This is a genomic window from Parapedomonas caeni, from assembly GCF_041060555.1.
Lineage (GTDB): Bacteria > Pseudomonadota > Alphaproteobacteria > Sphingomonadales > Sphingomonadaceae > CAUJIW01.
In genome coordinates, this window is sequence record NZ_JBEUDS010000016.1 from 40,940 (window position 1) to 57,086 (window position 16,147).

The 16,147-nt window shown below is 68.8% G+C and carries 16 protein-coding genes and 1 other RNA gene; 15 read left to right on the forward strand and 2 right to left on the reverse strand.

Annotation, left to right across the window (positions count from 1 at the left end; genetic code table 11):
• Nucleotides 1-220: 220 nt before the first annotated feature.
• From ABU113_RS11535 to ABU113_RS11550, 4 genes are all read left to right on the forward strand, one after another.
• Nucleotides 221-892, forward strand: coding sequence for an OmpW/AlkL family protein (locus ABU113_RS11535; RefSeq protein WP_454559651.1), 672 nt, complete (start codon nucleotides 221-223; stop codon nucleotides 890-892).
• A 118-nt stretch (nucleotides 893-1,010) separates the two neighbouring features.
• Nucleotides 1,011-2,408: a leucyl aminopeptidase family protein gene (locus ABU113_RS11540; RefSeq protein ID WP_454559652.1), complete on the forward strand. Its 1,398-nt coding sequence runs from the start codon at nucleotides 1,011-1,013 to the stop codon at nucleotides 2,406-2,408.
• Nucleotides 2,409-2,539: 131 nt separating this feature from the next.
• Nucleotides 2,540-2,947, forward strand: coding sequence for a MarR family winged helix-turn-helix transcriptional regulator (locus ABU113_RS11545; protein ID WP_454559653.1), 408 nt, complete (start codon nucleotides 2,540-2,542; stop codon nucleotides 2,945-2,947).
• A 151-nt stretch (nucleotides 2,948-3,098) separates the two neighbouring features.
• Nucleotides 3,099-3,821, forward strand: a complete 723-nt coding sequence (locus ABU113_RS11550; protein ID WP_454559654.1) for a C40 family peptidase — start codon at nucleotides 3,099-3,101, stop codon at nucleotides 3,819-3,821.
• A 93-nt stretch (nucleotides 3,822-3,914) separates the two neighbouring features.
• Here ABU113_RS11550 and ABU113_RS11555 read toward each other — a convergent pair whose 3' ends face one another.
• Entirely contained in the window at nucleotides 3,915-4,502 is a 588-nt protein-coding gene (locus ABU113_RS11555; RefSeq protein ID WP_454559655.1) for a c-type cytochrome, read from the reverse strand.
• 220 nt (nucleotides 4,503-4,722) lie between these two features.
• Here ABU113_RS11555 and ABU113_RS11560 point away from each other — a divergent pair, with 220 nt between their 5' ends.
• Nucleotides 4,723-5,643: a prephenate dehydratase gene (locus ABU113_RS11560; RefSeq protein ID WP_454559656.1), complete on the forward strand. Its 921-nt coding sequence runs from the start codon at nucleotides 4,723-4,725 to the stop codon at nucleotides 5,641-5,643.
• Nucleotides 5,644-5,673: 30 nt separating this feature from the next.
• Here ABU113_RS11560 and nudC read toward each other — a convergent pair whose 3' ends face one another.
• Complete coding sequence (gene nudC / locus ABU113_RS11565) at nucleotides 5,674-6,594, reverse strand: NAD(+) diphosphatase (RefSeq protein ID WP_454559657.1); 921 nt, start codon at nucleotides 6,592-6,594, stop codon at nucleotides 5,674-5,676.
• Nucleotides 6,595-6,704: 110 nt separating this feature from the next.
• On the opposite strand from nudC, the gene ffs reads away from it, so the two are divergent.
• From ffs to ABU113_RS11615, 10 genes are all read left to right on the forward strand, one after another.
• Nucleotides 6,705-6,799: signal recognition particle sRNA small type (gene ffs / locus ABU113_RS11570), an RNA gene on the forward strand.
• Nucleotides 6,800-6,924: 125 nt separating this feature from the next.
• Nucleotides 6,925-8,676, forward strand: coding sequence for a DNA polymerase III subunit gamma/tau (locus ABU113_RS11575; RefSeq protein WP_454559658.1), 1,752 nt, complete (start codon nucleotides 6,925-6,927; stop codon nucleotides 8,674-8,676).
• Nucleotides 8,673-8,993 carry a YbaB/EbfC family nucleoid-associated protein gene (locus tag ABU113_RS11580; RefSeq protein ID WP_454559659.1) on the forward strand — a complete coding sequence of 107 codons (321 nt, stop codon included), beginning with the start codon at nucleotides 8,673-8,675 and terminating at the stop codon, nucleotides 8,991-8,993. Before ABU113_RS11575 ends, ABU113_RS11580 begins: the two co-directional genes overlap by 4 nt.
• A 100-nt stretch (nucleotides 8,994-9,093) precedes the next feature.
• Nucleotides 9,094-10,350 carry an MFS transporter gene (locus ABU113_RS11585; RefSeq protein WP_454559660.1) on the forward strand — a complete coding sequence of 419 codons (1,257 nt, stop codon included), beginning with the start codon at nucleotides 9,094-9,096 and terminating at the stop codon, nucleotides 10,348-10,350.
• Nucleotides 10,351-10,528: 178 nt separating this feature from the next.
• Nucleotides 10,529-12,046, forward strand: a complete 1,518-nt coding sequence (locus tag ABU113_RS11590) for an efflux RND transporter periplasmic adaptor subunit (protein WP_454559661.1) — start codon at nucleotides 10,529-10,531, stop codon at nucleotides 12,044-12,046.
• Nucleotides 12,047-12,049: 3 nt separating this feature from the next.
• Nucleotides 12,050-12,769, forward strand: a complete 720-nt coding sequence (locus ABU113_RS11595; protein WP_454559662.1) for an ABC transporter ATP-binding protein — start codon at nucleotides 12,050-12,052, stop codon at nucleotides 12,767-12,769.
• 9 nt (nucleotides 12,770-12,778) lie between these two features.
• Nucleotides 12,779-14,008: an ABC transporter permease gene (locus ABU113_RS11600; RefSeq protein ID WP_454559663.1), complete on the forward strand. Its 1,230-nt coding sequence runs from the start codon at nucleotides 12,779-12,781 to the stop codon at nucleotides 14,006-14,008.
• A gap of 148 nt (nucleotides 14,009-14,156) precedes the next feature.
• Nucleotides 14,157-14,717: a hypothetical protein gene (locus tag ABU113_RS11605; RefSeq protein WP_454559664.1), complete on the forward strand. Its 561-nt coding sequence runs from the start codon at nucleotides 14,157-14,159 to the stop codon at nucleotides 14,715-14,717.
• Nucleotides 14,718-14,764: 47 nt separating this feature from the next.
• Nucleotides 14,765-15,190 carry a cupin domain-containing protein gene (locus ABU113_RS11610; protein WP_454559665.1) on the forward strand — a complete coding sequence of 142 codons (426 nt, stop codon included), beginning with the start codon at nucleotides 14,765-14,767 and terminating at the stop codon, nucleotides 15,188-15,190.
• A 265-nt stretch (nucleotides 15,191-15,455) separates the two neighbouring features.
• Nucleotides 15,456-16,112, forward strand: a complete 657-nt coding sequence (locus ABU113_RS11615; RefSeq protein WP_454559688.1) for an SIMPL domain-containing protein — start codon at nucleotides 15,456-15,458, stop codon at nucleotides 16,110-16,112.
• Nucleotides 16,113-16,147: the final 35 nt, after the last annotated feature.

Below are 16,147 nucleotides of genomic sequence, written 5' to 3' on the forward strand. Positions count from 1 at the left end.
CGCCTCTCCAGTCGCCGGGAAGGCCAGCAACGACATCAGAAGTAATGCTAAAGTCGAAATCCGACCGCCTTTGTATTCTCAAAAGGCTATGATCATTGACTTAGATCATGACCCATTTGCCACAGGGCACAAAAGGTCGCAGTGCTTATTGCGCTACATCAAAGGCAGCGCCGCCAGTTCTGGCATGAAGTCCCCCGTGTACATGTTCATGGAGGAAATCATGACAATGAAGTTTGCGAAAATCGCGCTGGTCACTGCGGCCGCCATCGGAGCGATGGCTCCGGCCATGGCCAATGCCAAGGCCGGTGACTGGATCGTCCGTGCCCGTGCCATCATGATTGCCCCGACCGACGGCGGCAATAATGGCGACGTGACCGGTATCGCCGGTGCCACCGTCAATGTCGACAACGCGATCACCCCTGAAGTCGACTTCACCTACATGGCGACCGACAACATCGGTTTCGAGCTGATCGCCGCCACCGCCAAGCATCACGCCAAGGGCGCGGGCATTCTGGATGGCGCCGGCAATCTGGTGAACACCTGGGTTCTGCCGCCGACGCTCACCGCCCAGTGGCACTTCGCGCCGGAAGCCAAGGTCCGCCCCTACATCGGCGCCGGCATCAACTACACGATGTTCTACAACGAGAAGGCGACCAGCACGCTTGACGGTGCGCTGGGTGGCGACACCAAGGCCAAGCTGAAGAACGACTGGGGCTGGGCTGTCCAGGCCGGTGTGGACATCGATCTGACCGAGAAGTTCTTCCTGAACCTCGACGTCAAGTACATCGACATCAACACCAAGGCGACGCTGACCACCGGCAGCACCGTCCGCACGGTCAAGGTCGATCTCGACCCGATCGTCGCCGGCGTCGGCTTCGGCATGCGCTTCTGACCGACTTCGCGCCCCCTGCGACAGGGGCGCCACGATCTTCCCTGCACCTTGGCGCCGGAACACTTGTGTTCCGGCGTTCTTGTGTCTGTGCTAGGCCGGAGGGTGAAGGGAAGATCACATGTTTACACAGTACATCGAACTGGATAGCGGCCAGCCGGCCACGCCGTTGTGGCTGGTGGACGAGGATAGCCTGGCGCTGTGGCGTGACGGCCGCGAGGCCCGTCAGGTCGCCTGGGTGGCCGCCCAGGGGTTCAAGGGCAAGGCCGGTGACCTGCTGTTGCTGCCCGCCGCCGACGGCCAGTGCGCCGGCGTGCTGGCCGGCGTGCCGCGCGGCGATGCCCTGGGGCCCTGGGATCTGGCGCCGGCGGCTGGCAGACTGCCGGCCGGACGCTACCGGCTGCTGCCGGACGGCAAGCGCCAGCTCGGCGAGGGGCGGCTCGGCTGGCTGCTCGCCCATTATCGCTTTGACCGCTATCGCAGCGAGGCGGCGGCAACGGAGCCGCGCGTGCTGGTGGCCGGTGAGGACGCCACCGTCAACCTGGAAGCATGCCGGCAGGCCGCGGCGGTGGCGCTGGTACGCGACCTTGTCAACACACCGGCGGGCGACATGGGGCCTGCCGTGCTGGCCGACGCCGCCCGCCAGCTGGCGGCTCGCCATGGCGCCGAAATGCACGAGACCATTGGTGACGCGCTGCTGGCCGAGGGCTTCCCGACCATTCACATGGTCGGCCGAGCCGCCGCCGACGCACCGCGCCTGATCGACATTCGCTGGGGTGATCCCGACCACCCGAAGGTCACTCTGGTCGGCAAGGGGGTGTGCTTCGATTCCGGCGGCCTCGACCTCAAGCCGTCGTCGGCGATGCTGCTGATGAAGAAGGACATGGGCGGCGCCGCCCACGCCCTGGCACTGGCGCAGATGGTGATGGACGCGCGCCTGCCGGTGCGTCTGCGGGTGCTGGTGCCGGCGGTCGAGAACAGCGTCAGCGGCAACGCCTTCCGCCCCGGCGACGTGGTGCGCACCCGCAAGGGGATCACCGTCGAGATCGGCAACACCGATGCCGAGGGCCGACTGGTGCTGGCCGATGCACTGGCACTGGCCTGCGAGGAAACGCCCGATCTGCTGCTCGACTTCGCCACCCTCACCGGCGCCGCCCGCGTCGCGCTGGGGCCTGAGCTGCCAGCGCTGTTCACGCCCGACACGACCCTGGCCACTGAACTGGCGGCCCACGCCGACGCGGTGAGCGATCCGCTGTGGCGGCTGCCGCTGTGGGACGGCTACCGCGACATGCTGGCCTCCACGGTCGCCGACATCAACAATTCCAGCGAGAGCGGCTTCGCCGGCGCCATCACCGCCGCGCTGTTTCTGCAAAGATTCGTTGCATCCCCGGTCACCTGGGCGCACTTTGACCTCTACGCGTGGAACGGCTCGGCAAAGCCCGGACGTCCGAAGGGTGGCGAGGCGATGACATTGCGGGCGTGCTGGGCCTTGTTATCCGCCCGGTTTATCGCAAAATGATTGAGCATAGCCGCTGTTGTCCGGCTCTGAGTGGCACCAAGGGTGGCGACAATTCGTTCCGCTAACACTTTATTAAGGGGTGTTAACGGAATCTGTCGACGCGTTGAGGTGGTTCAACAAAGGAGACGCTCATGGCCCTCAACCTTGATCGCGACGACGCCCGAATGGCGCCGCTCAAGGATTGGCTGCGAACTCTGATCAGCTTCGTGCAGTCAGACCAGCCTGATTTAACCAATCGCCAGATGGCGATCCTGATGGTCGTGTACCTGATGGATGGCCCCCACACCGTGCGCGGTCTGGCCGCCCGGCTGAAAGTGTCGAAGCCCGTGGTGACGCGGGCATTGAATACGCTGGGGGCTCTGGGCTATGTCCGGCGTCAGAAGGACGAATCCGACCTGCGCAATATCTTCGTTGAGCGCACCGAGGCCGGCATGGCGTTTCTTGAGGATTTTGCCGACCGCGTAAGGACGCCGCACATTGACGCAGGCCATAGCAGCGACACCCAGCCCCGCTCCGTGTTCCGCGGCGCCTACGAGTAAGGCAACCGCCCTTCTGCATCCGTCGCTTCCGCTCGACCCGAGGCTGCATGCCTGGCGGCGGGATCTCGCCGACATCGCACTCTACGGCCGGGTATCGGCCCAGCATTTCGCGGCGCCCGTCCCCCTGAGGGGCGGGCGCGCCTCTGTTGGCGTGCGGGCCGCGCCGGCACCCACGGCCGAACAGGCGAGCGAGCTGTTGCTCGGCGAGACCTTCATGGCGCTGGAGCGCCGCGACGACTGGACCTGGGGCTACTGTGCCCACGATGGCTATGTCGGCTATGTGCCGTCGACCGCACTGGACGATACCGACCAGCCGGCGCCGACACATTGGGTGAGCGCACCGCAGGGCCTGGTGTTCGCGGCCGCCAGTATCAAGGCGCCGCTGCTTGTTGCCCCCCCACTGGGCAGCCGGCTGGCGCTCACCGAGTTCGACGACCGCTTCCTGGCGGCGACGGGTGGCGGTTTCATTCATCGTCGCCACGTCCGTCCGCTGGGCGACTGGACACAGGACCCGGTGGCGGTGGCGGAAAGCCTGCTGGGCACGCCCTATCTGTGGGGTGGGCGCAGCCGCGCCGGCATCGACTGCTCCGGCCTGGTGCAGACCAGTCTGATGGCCTGCGGGGCGGCCTGCCCGCGCGACAGCGACATGCAGCAGGAACTCGGCACGGCGGTGCCGGAAGACGCCTGGGATGGCGGCCTGCGGCGCGGCGACCTGGTGTTCTTCCCCGGCCATGTCGGCCTGATGGCGGATGCGACACGCCTCATCCACGCCAATGCCTACTGGATGACCACCGTCATCGAACCGCTGGCCGACGTGGTCGCCCGGCTGCGCCCCGACCACACGCATCCTGTTGTGGCCGTGCGCCGGCCGTAGGCCCTGACCGCTTCGGACCAGCCCCCTGACCTCCGGAAACGAAAAGGGCCGCCCCGAAGGGCGGCCCTGATCTGTCTTGCGACGCCGTGGCGCTTACTGGGCCGCCGGAGCGGCTTCGGCCGGTGCCGCGCCCTCGGCCGGAGCAGCTTCAGCCGGCGCCGCGCCCTCGGCGGGCGCCTCGGCGGTCTCCGCCTTCGGCTCGACCTTTGGCAACGGCAGCGGGCTGTCGCTGTTCTGATTGAGATAGGCCAGCAAGGCTGCGCGCTCTTCCGGCTTGGAAATGCCGGCGAACGACATCTTGTTACCCGGAATGGCTTCCTTCGGGCTCTTCAGCCAGGCGTCCAGTGCGTCCCAGCTCCAGGCCTCGCCGGACTTGCCCGCCAGCGCCGCGGAGTAGCCGAAGCCGGCCACGTGCGCGTGCTTGGCACCGACCACACCCCACAGGTTCGGGCCGGTCTTGGCGGCGCCGCCCTTCTCGATGGTATGGCAGGTCGCGCATTTCTTGAACACGCTGGCGCCCTTCTCGGCCGAGGCGGTGGCCAGCAGCTCGGCCAGCGACGGGCCTTCCGCCACCGCCGGACCGGCAGCGGCGCCGCCCTCTTCCTCGACGCCTTCAATGGCGTAGGCCTGCGCCTCAAGCGGCGCCACCCTGAACATTTCACCTGTCAGAATGATTGCCACCAGAATGGCGATCGCTGCCAACAGGCCCCCTGCTGCGAATTTATTCCACTCGAAACCGTCCACGCTTGTCCTCCAGCGGACCCCTGAAAATTGGCGCGCACCATAGGAGCGCGTTGCGTCGTGCGCAAGGAGCAAGTCGTCGCAACCCTTGACCGGAGCGCACGCCCCTCGCCATATGCGCTCCGACGACTGATTTCAGCCCAAGCAAGGCGAACCTCCCATGGAAACCTACCCCAAGCCGGCCCGGGACCTGGTGGCCCGGATGACCGCCGAGGCCGCCCAGCGCCCCGAGGACGCCATCGCCTTCCAGGGCGCGCCCGGCGCCTATTCCCATCTCGCCACCACCCAGGCCTTCCCGCTCGGGCTTGCCCTGCCCTGTTTCACCTTCGAGGATGCCTTCGAGGCGGTGGAAACCGGCCGCGCCGAGCTGGCGATGATTCCCATCGAGAACAGCCAGGCCGGCCGGGTGGCGGACATCCATTTCCTGCTGCCGGAGTCCAGCCTGCACATCGTCGGCGAGCACTTCCTGCGGGTGCGTCATTGCCTGCTCGGCCTCAAAGGCGTCTCCCTCGACGCGGTGCGCGAGGCGATCAGCCATCCCCAGGCGCTGGGCCAGACCCGCCACTGGTGCCGCGACCACAACATCCGCCAGGTTGGTTATGCCGATACCGCCGGCGCCGCCGCGCTGGTTGCCGAGCGCGGCGATCCGCAGGTGGCGGCGATCGCCTCCAAGCTGGCGGCACGCCTGTTCGACCTCGATGTGCTGGCGGAAGGGATCGAGGACGTCAGCCACAACACCACCCGCTTCGTCGTGCTGTCGCGCAAGCCGCTGCACCCCGACCCCAGGGACGGTCCGCTGATGACCTCGTTCCTGTTCGAGGTGCGCAACGTCCCGGCGGCGCTGTACAAGGCGCTGGGCGGCTTCGCCACCAACGGCGTCAACATGACCAAGCTGGAGAGCTACCAGAAGGAAGGCAGCTTCACCGCCACCATGTTCTTCGCCGACATCGACGGCTCGCCGGACGACGCCAACGTCGCGCTGGCGATGGAGGAACTGCGCTTCCACACCAAGAGCGTGCGCATTCTCGGCACCTACCCGCAGGCCCGCGTCCGCCGCCACCCGGAGGCGATGCCCGAATAGGGCCGGAGCGGGGCCGGTACGAGCCTGGCGCTAACCCAGCTCCGCCCATGCCTTGAGCAGATGGTGGGCAATGGCGATCGGCGGCGGGGCGGTGAACGGCCCCTCGCCGCGCAGCGCGCTGAGCACCTCGGCCCGGCTGTACCAGCGGGCCTCCTCCAGCTCCTCGGCGTCGACGGTGATGTCGGTGGACAATGCCTCGCCGAAGCAGCCGATCATCAGGCTGGAGGGGAAGGGCCAGGGCTGGCTGGCGACATAGCGCACCCGCCCCACCCGCACCCCGGCCTCCTCGGCGACTTCACGGCGTACCGCCTCCTCAAGGCTCTCGCCCGGCTCGACGAAGCCGGCCAGCGCCGAATAGAAGCCCGCCGGAAAGGCTGGCTGCCGGCCCAGCAGGCAGCGCTCGCCATCCACCACCAGCATGATGACCACCGGGTCGGTACGCGGGAAATGCTCGGCACCGCAGCCCGCGGCGGTACAGCGGCGACAATAGCCGCCCTTGATCGCCTCGGTCGGCGCGCCGCACACGGCACAGTGCCCGTGGGTGGCATGCCACGACAGCAGCGAGCGGGCCTGGGCGATGATACCCGAACGCGAATCACCCAGCTGGATCGCGGCACCCCGCGCGTCCAGTGGCCGGCCCGGCACGAAGCCGCCCGGCGCCACGCTGGCGGCAAAATGCGGCGCGTCACCCCGGAAACCCAGAAACACCCAGTCGGTGATCTCCGGCAGATCGTCGGGCGGCAGCCACAGCAGGTCGAGCACGCCGCCTTCGGTCGACATCACCGGCTTCAGGTCGACCAGCAGCAGCCAGCGCGAATCGCGGGCGCGGCGGAGCACGGCGAGCCGGGCGGCATCACGGCGGACCTCGTCGGCGCGGTCGAACGGATTACCGACGAAACCCATGTCGGCGCCGACGCCGACCAGCGGCGCGGTGAACGGATCAACGCTCATGTTTCCTCCCTCAGGCACGCGGCGCACCCTGCCCGGCCACGACGCCCGAATGCAAGTCCTCGTCACGCGATGACGGTTGCATGACGGGGCGTTTCGTGAAAAAGGGAGGCCGGGAGTCGGGGCGGGCAGGTCGCTCGCCAACCCGGTCAGGTCCGGAAGGAAGCAGCCGCAACGAATCCGGCTTGGGTCGTCCCGGCTCCCACCCGCCCGCACCAGACATTCCATGATTGCCGTCGCCCGCGCCGCCGGCCCGGTGCCTTGAGCCTGATACACGCCGTCGGGCAAGCCCATGCGCTTCCCTCCCAACCGATCAGGCTCTAGAACAGCGCCATGACTGATTCCGCATCCGCCGACGGCTACCGCGTTCTCGCGCGCAAGTACCGCCCGTCCACGTTCGAGGCCCTGATCGGCCAGGACGCGATGGTGCGCACGCTCGCCAACGCCATCCAGACCGGTCGCCTGGCCCACGCCTTCCTGCTGACCGGCGTGCGCGGGGTCGGCAAGACCTCGACCGCCCGCCTGATCGCCAAGGCCCTCAACTGCATCGGCCCGGACGGCACCGGCGGCCCGACCATCAGCCCGTGCGGCGTCTGCGAGCCGTGCCGGGCGATCAGCGAATCCCGCCATATCGACGTGGTGGAGATGGACGCCGCCTCGCGCACCGGCGTCGACGACGTGCGCGAGATCATCGATGCCGTGCGCTACGCCGCCGTCTCGGCGCGCTTCAAGGTGTACATCATCGACGAGGTCCACATGCTGTCGAAGGCGGCGTTCAACGCGCTGCTCAAGACGCTGGAGGAACCGCCGCCGCACGTGAAGTTCATCTTCGCCACCACCGAGATCCGCAAGGTGCCGGTGACGGTGCTGTCGCGCTGCCAGCGCTTCGACCTCAAGCGCATCCCCGCCGAGATGCTGGCCGAGCATTTCCGCGCCATCGTCGAGAAGGAAGGCGCCAGCGCCGAACCGGACGCGCTGGCGATGATCGCGCGGGCCGCCGAGGGCTCGGTGCGCGACGGCCTGTCGATTCTCGACCAGGCGATCTCCCACGGCAACGGCGCGGTCAGCGCGGCGGCTGTGCGCGACATGATCGGGCTGGCCGACCGGGCGCTGGTGCTCGACCTGATGGGCCACATCCTGACCGCCGAGCCGAAGCCGGCGCTGGCCAACCTGCGCCGCCAGTACGACGCCGGCGCCGACCCGGCGACGGTGCTGCAGGACCTGCTCGACCTCACCCACGCCATCACCCGGATCAAGCTGTCGCCGGACGACCCCACCGACGGCCTGACCGAGGGCGAGCGACCGCGGGCGCTGCAGTGGGCCGAGGGGCTGGGCTTCGCCGCCCTGCAACGGCTGTGGCAGCTGCTGCTCAAGGGCCTGGCGGAAGTGCAGAACGCGCCGGCGCCGATCCAGGCCGCCGAGATGGCGATCCTGCGGCTGATCCACGCCGCCGGCATGCCCGACCCGGCCGACCTGCTGAAGCGCCTGGAGAATGGTGGCAGCGTCGCCGTCGGCGGCGGCGCTCCGGCCCCGACGGCACCGGCGGGCGCCCCGGCGGTGTCGGCCACGCTGAACGAGGTGGCGGACCTGCCGGAGGTGGACAATCCGCCAGCGCCGCCGGCCGACTCGCCCGACCCCGTTGTCGTTCCCCACCCCGCCGCCCGCCCCGCGCCCGCCGTCGTGCCGGCGCCGGCGAGCTTCCCCGAACTGGTGCGGCTGTTCGAGAGCAACACCGAGGGCCTGATCGGCAAGGCGCTGCGGGACGACGCCCATCTGGTGTCCTACGCGCCGGGCCGCGTCGAACTGCGGGTGACAAGTCGCGCGCCGCGCGATCTGGCGCCGCGCATGATGCAGTGCCTGGAAACCTGGACCGGCAGCCGCTGGATGGTCAGCCTGTCGCAGGCGGAGGGCCAGCCGACCCTGCAGCAACAGGCCGCCGCCCAGGCGACCCGCGAGCGCGAGGCCGTACTGGCCGACCCGCTGGTGCGGGCGGCACTGGAAACATTCCCCGGCGCCACGCTGACCCGTATCATCGAGCGGGAAACCGGCGCGCGCGCCACCGACGTCAGGAGTGCACAGGCATGAACTTTCAGGAAATCATGAAGGCCGCCCAGACCATGCAGTCGAAGATGGCGGACGCCCAGGCCAAGCTCGATACCATCGAGGTCGAAGGCCAGTCGGGTGCCGGCATGGTCAAGGTGCGGATGACCGCCAAGGGCAAGGTGCTGCGCATCAGCGTCGACCCGTCGCTGATCGACCCGGCCGAGAAGGAAATGCTGGAGGATCTGCTGGTCGCCGCCATCAACGACACCCGCGCCAAGGCCGAGGCGACCGCCGCCGAGGAAATGGGCAAACTCACCCAGGGGCTGCCGCTGCCACCGGGCATGAAACTGCCGTTCTGACACCAGGGTAACGCCAGGCCCGCGCCAGAGGCCGACAGACGACCAACCAGGGGGGAATCACCATGCAGGCCAGCCAGCCCGCCCGACGGGCGAGACCGGCATGACCGGGACCGGGGACGCCAAGGCGTCGTTCCTGCTGCTGTTCCTGGTGCTGATGGTGGTGGCGGCCGGCAATAACGCGCTGAGTTCGGTGATGCCGGCCATCGGCCGCGAGATCGGCATGGCCGACCTGATGATCGCGATGGTGTTCTCGGTCTCGGCGGCGTTGTGGACCCTCACCGCGCCCTACTGGGGCCGCAAGTCGGATCAGCATGGCCGCAAGAAGCTGATCCGGCTGGGCCTGATCGGCTATGTGGTATCAACGACCGGTGCCGGCGTGGTGGTGCTGGCGGGCCTGAGTGGCTGGCTCACTCCGGTCCTGACCTTCCTGCTGTTCACCCTGCTGCGCTCGCTGTTCGGCCTGCTGGGTTCGGCCGCCAATCCCGCCGCGCAGGCCTATGTCGCCGCCCGCACCACCGGCGAGGCGCGCACCAACGCGCTGGCGACGCTGAGCTCCGCGTTCGGGCTGGGCACGGTGCTGGGGCCGGCGGTGGCGCCGTTCATGGTCGTGCCGATCCTCGGTCTCTCCGGGCCGCTGTTCGGTTTCGCGCTGCTGGCGGTCATCACCATGCTGGCGGTCAACCGCTATCTGCCCGACGACGCGCCCGGCAGCCTGGGCTGGCGCAAGGACGACACGCCCGCGTTGCCGCTGCGCTGGCGGGACCGGCGCATCGCGCCCTTTCTCGGCGTCGGCTTCGTGGCGGGCAGCGCCCAGGCGGCGATGACCCAGTGCACCGGCTTTCTCATCATCGACCATCTGGCGCTCTCGCCGGCCAAGGCCCAGTCCTTCATCGGCGTCGCGCTGATGGCCGGCGCCGGTGCCACCCTGGTTGCCCAGTGGGGCCTGATCCGCATGCTGCGCATGACGCCCAAGGCCTTGCTGCAATGGGGCACCGGCCTGTGCCTTGCCGGTGCCGCGATCATGGCGATGGCCGGCAGCTACGGCACCATTGTTACCGGATTCGCGATCATCAGCCTTGGCGCCGGTTTCGTCCGGCCGGGCTTCACCGCCGGCGCGTCGCTGGCGGTTCGGGTGGAGGAACAGGGCGCGGTGGCCGGCGCGGTCACCGCCATCAACGGGGCCTGCTTCATCATCTCCCCGGCCGTCGGCGTGGCGCTCTATCATGTCGCCCAGCCGCTGCCGTTCGCGCTCTCCGGCCTGCTGCTGGCCGGTACGCTTGCCTATGCCCTGACCAACGACACGGTGCGGCAGGCCGGACGGACGCCGGTCCCCGAGACACCGACACCCGAACAATAGCCCCGCGACCGCCGGACAGATGCGCAACCTACTGCCTTCATTGGCATTCCATGAAAAGTAACGAAGGAAACTGTCATCGACTGCCGTTATCAGGAGGCGCATGATCGTGACCCGGCCCCAGGTGCCATCTGTCAGGCCGGACCTTGAAACAACCCCTGGACTCAACTGGATACGCCCGATGATCTCCCGCCGCCTGGTTCTGATTGGCGCCACCGCCATCATCGTTGCCGCCGCGGGCGGCTTCTGGATGCTCCGGGATGGCGACAAGGCGGCCTTCCAGACCCAGGTGGTGGAAAAGGGCGACATCATCTCCACCATCTCCGCCTCTGGCAAACTGCAGGCGGTGGGCACGGTGGAGGTGGGCTCGCAGGTCTCCGGCCAGATTTCGGAGATTCTTGTCGATTTCAACTCGCCGGTGAAGAGGGGCCAGCTGCTGGCGCGCATCGACCCCAGCACCTTCGAGGCCAAGGTGTTGCAGGCACAAGCCAACCTCGCCACCGCCAACGCCACCCTTGCGCAGGCGAAGGCCAACCTGCTGGAAGCCCAGCGGGACTACGACACCAAAAAGGCACTGCTGGACTCCGGCTACTATTCGGTGCGCGCGATCCAGACCGCCGAGGCTACCTTGATGTCGGCCCGCGCCAGCGTCACCTCGGCCCAGGCCGCCATCCGCGAACGCGCCGCCAGCCTCAACCAGGCGCGCATCGACCTCACCCGCACCTACATCCGGGCGCCCGTTGATGGCGTGGTGATCGACCGCCAGGTCGATAGCGGCCAGACCGTTGCCGCCAGCCTGTCAGCGCCGACCCTGTTCGTCATCGCCGAGGATCTGTCACAGATGCAGGTGGAGGCCAATGTCGACGAGGCCGACATCGGCAACGTCAAGGCCGGCCAGCGGGTCGAGTTCACGGTCGACGCCTTTCCCGACGCCACCTTTGCCGGCGAGGTCAGGCAGGTGCGCATCGCCGGCGTCGAGACCTCCAACGTCATCTCCTACACCGTCATCATCACGGCCCCTAACCGGGATGGCCGGCTGCTGCCGATGATGACCGCCAACGCCACCATCTACCTCGGCGAGATCAAGAACGTCCTGAAGGTGCCGATGGCGGCGCTGCAGTTCAAGCCGCGCGATCCGGAAGCGGAAAAGGCGCAGGTCGCGGCCCAGTCCGGCAACCCGCTGGCCGCCACCATGGGACCACCGGGCATGCGCGGGCTGCGCGCCGCCGGCGGCACCCAGAACCAGAACGGCGGCCAGGGGGGTGCCAGTAGCCGTCGACCGGACCCGGCCAAGATGCTGGAAGACCTGACCGAGGATCTGACGCTCACCCGCGACCAGCAGAGCCGGGTCCGCGCCATCCTTGAGGAGTCGCTGGCTGGCCGGCCGGCGTTCAACGGCCCGCCCACCGACGCCCAGCGGGCGGAGATGCGCCAGCGCCGCGAGGCGATGCGCGAGAAGATCAAGGCCGTGCTGACGCCGCCGCAGGCCACGCTCTTCGACGAAATGCAGCCGGTGCGCGGCGCCAACGGCGAGAGCGGCAAGGCCGGCACCGTCTATGTGCTCGACGCCAGGGGCGAGGCGGACGAACGCAACATCCTGATCGGCGCCAGCGACGACGACTGGGCGGCGGTGATCGGCGGCCGGCTGAAGGCCGGCGACAAGGTCATCGTCGGCCAGTCCATGCCGGGCGAGGATTGAGGCGTGAGCGAACCGCTCATCCGCTGCCGTGACCTGACCAAGCACTTCCGCATGGGTTCGGAAGTGGTGCGCGCGCTCGACGGCGTGTCGCTGGACATCGCGCGCGGCGAGTTCGTTGCCATCATGGGGCCGTCCGGCTCCGGCAAATCGACACTGATGACGATGATCGGCGCGCTCGACACGCCGACCAGCGGTGACATCATCATCGATGGTACCGCGCTCGCCGAGGCCTCGCCAAGCGCGCTGGCCGACCTGCGCGGCCGGACCATCGGCTTCGTGTTCCAGCAGTTCAACCTGCTCTCCCGCCTGAGCGCGCTCGACAATGTGGCGATGCCGCAGATTTACCGCCGCGACGCGGTCGCCGACCTCCGGGGCAAGGCCATCGACTGCCTGAAGCGCGTCGGCCTGGGTGACCGCATGCACCACCTGCCGTCGGAAATGTCGGGCGGCCAGCAGCAACGCGTCGCCATCGCCCGCGCGCTGGTCAACGATCCGCTGATCCTGCTCGCCGACGAACCCACCGGCGCGCTCGACAGCCGCACCGGCGCGGAAGTGATCGCCCTGTTCCAGGCGCTCAACCGCGAGGGCATCACCATCATCCTCGTCACCCACGACGCGCAGGTCGCCCGCGCCGCCCGCCGCATCCTGCGCTTCCGCGACGGCCGCATCGTCGCCGACGACGTCAACACCGACGTCTGGACCCCCGCTCCCTCCGCCGCCTGAGGCCCCGCCATGCGCCCCCTCGCCGCCCTCCGCCTCGCCACCAGTTCGCTCAAGGCCCACAAGCTGCGCAGCGCGCTGACCATTCTCGGCATCATCATCGGCGTCGCCTCGGTGATCACCATGGTCGCCATCGGCCAGGGCGCGCGCCAACAGATCGAGGAGCAGGTGCGGGCGCTGGGCACCAACGTCGTCATGCTGCTGCCGGGCTTCAACCGCTCCGGTCCGGTGCGCTCCTCCAGTGGTGGCACGCCGCTGACCGACCGCGACGCCGCCGCCATCGCCAGGCGCGTCTCCGGCGTCGAGGTCGCCGCCCCGATCCGTCAGGGCAGCGCCCAGCTGATCTATGCCGGGCGCAACTGGTCGAGCACCGTGGTCGGCTCCACCGCCGATATCTTCGTCGCCCGCGACCTGACGCTGGCGGAGGGTCGCAAGTTCTCCGACCGCGAATCGCGCAGCCCGGCCAAGGTCGCCATCATCGGCCAGACCGTGGTCAAGGAGCTGTTTGCCGGCGCCTCGCCGCTGGGCCAGACCATCCGCGTCAACCGGGTGCCGATGAAGGTGGTCGGCGTGCTGGAGGCCAAGGGCCAGAACGCCATGGGCCAGGACCAGGACGACACCGTGCTGGTGCCGCTCAAGGCCGCCCAGTCGCGCCTGCTGGGCGGCCGGTCGCGCGGGGCCGGCGAGGTCAACATGATCGCCATCAAGGCCAGGCGCGCGAGCCTGGTGGGCCAGGTGCAGACCGAGGTCGACGCGCTGATGCGCGAACGCCAGCGCCTGCGTCCCGACCAGGAGGCCGGCTTCGCGGTGCGCAGCCTGTCGGAACTGATGGCGGTGCGCACCCAGACCACCAACACCATGACCGGCCTGCTCGGCGCCATCGCCTCGGTGGCGCTGGTGGTGGGCGGCATCGGCATCATGAACATCATGCTGGTCTCGGTCACCGAGCGCACCCGCGAGATCGGCCTGCGCATGGCGGTGGGCGCGCGGCCGGAGGACATCCTGCTGCAGTTTCTCACCGAGGCCGGCCTGCTGGCGCTGATCGGCGGCGTGATCGGCGTGCTGCTGGCGCTGGCGCTGTCGCTGGCCATCGCCCAGTTCGCCGGCTGGTCGGTGAGCATCGACCCCGCGATCGTGCTGGTCAGCCTGCTGTTCTCCGGCGGCGTCGGCGTGGTGTTCGGCTTCTACCCGGCGCGAAAGGCCGCCCGGCTCAACCCGATCGAGGCACTGCGCCACGACTGAGGCGGGAGCGACCAACGTCAACCGGCCCCGACGTCGTGCGTCGTTCCGCCACGCTTGTTGTCGGCGCCGGACGTCTGACCTATGAAGGGAGTGGCGGCGGTTCCGTCGCGAGTCATGGCGTTCCCATTCCAGCGGAGAGGAGACCATCATGAGCGACGCCGACAAATCCGGCACGATCCGGGAAGCCGTGGGCTATTTCCAGACATCCGACACCTTGCAGGCGGCCATCGACGAGCTTCTGCGATCGGGCTTCGACCGCGCGGAACTCAGCCTGCTGGCGGCGGCGCGCACGGTGGAGGAGCAGCTGGGTCACGCCTACCGCAAGGTCGCCGAGCTGGAAGACGACCCCCGGGCGGCGCGCTGCTGCTATGTATCGACGGAGTCGATCGGCGATGCCGAGGGCGCGCTGATTGGCGTGCCCCTCTATGTCGCCGGAACCGCCGCCGCAGGCATCATTCTGGCCACCGGCGGCACCATGGCGGCCGCCATTCTGGGCGCGGCGCTGGCAGGTGGCGCGGGCGGCGCCTTCGGCGGGCTGTTGGCCCGGCTTGTGGGGAACCATCAGGCCCGGCACGTCGAGGAACAGCTGGACCATGGCGGCCTGCTGCTGTGGGTGCGGACCTGGACGACCGACGACGAACAGCGGGCGAGCGCGATCATGAAGAGACATTCCGGCCGCGATGTGCATATTCACGCCATTCCCGCCTGAGCGGGCGGCGCACGCCGGCGTGACCGCGACCGCCTGACACGAACACAATGACCAACCGGACTGAAGAGGTGATCCAGATGAAGGGTTTTGTCGCCAATATCGAGGAACTGACCGAAGCGAACAATGACTTCCGGCGGGTGCTGTACACCGGCCACAATCTGCAGCTCGTGCTGATGGCGCTCCGGCCGGGCGAGGAGATCGGCGAGGAAATCCACGACGACCGCGACCAGTTCTTCCGCATCGAGACCGGCGAGGGCGAGATCTGGATCGATGGCGTGTGCCACCAGGTGAAGGCCGACGATGGCATCATCGTGCCGCAGGGCGCGCGCCACAACGTCATCGGCCGGGGCAGCGAACCGATGCGGCTGTATACCATCTACGGCCCGCCCGAGCATGTCGACGGCACCGTCCACAAGACCTGCGCCGAGGCCCAGGCGTCGCACGAGCATTTCGACGGCAAGACCACCGAGTAGGCCGCGCGGGGCTGGCATCGGCGCGCGGCGCGCGGGGCCGGCATCGGCGCGCGGCGCGCGGCTGCGAACACCCCGGAGAACGCCGGTTCATCGCCCATACAGGCGGGCACGCCCATATACACGGGCACGCCGATGGTGCCCGCAGCCTGCACGGAGACCCCCGATGACCCAGCCCCGCCCCGATGACCTGACCGCCGCCCCCCCGTTCCCGCGCGACGCCGCCAGTCGTCGCTGGCTCGCTGGCGCCGCCGTGCTGGCGGCCGGCATGGTCGCCGGAGGCTATCTGCTGGGTGACGGTCTGGTGCGGGCTCGCGAGGCCGACCGCTCGGTGACGGTGCGCGGCCTCGCCGAGCGTGAGGTGACCGCCGATCTTGCCACCTGGACGATCGCCTATTCCGCCACCGCGCCGGACCTCGCGACCGCCCAGGCCGACGTCGATGGCGATTCCGACGCGATCCGCGCCTTTTTCCGCGATCTCGGATTCCCCGCCGACGACCTCCAGCCCACCGGCGTCAATGTCTCGCAGTTCACCGACAACATGGGCGCCACCCGCTTCACCGTGCGCCAGCGCATGACCCTGCGCTCGACCGACATCGTCCGCGCCCAGTCGGCGGTGCGCCGCCAGTTCGAGCTGGTGCGGCGCGGCGTCGTGCTGGAGGAGGGCTCGGGCATGACCTACGCCTTCACCCGGCTGAACAGCGTCAAGCCGGCGATGGTCGCCGCCGCGACCCGGGACGCGCGTGCGGCGGCCGAACAGTTCGCCAAGGACAGCGGCACCTCGGTTGGCGCGATCAAGCAGGCGACCCAGGGCTATTTCGAAGTCACGGCCCGCGATGGCGATTCCGGCGGTGGCTGGGGGGTGTCGGACACGCCGTACAAGAAGGTCCGCGTCGTCACCACCGTGGTGTTCTATCTGCGCTGATCCCGGCCGCCGGCGTTGTCCCGCCACGCCTTCGC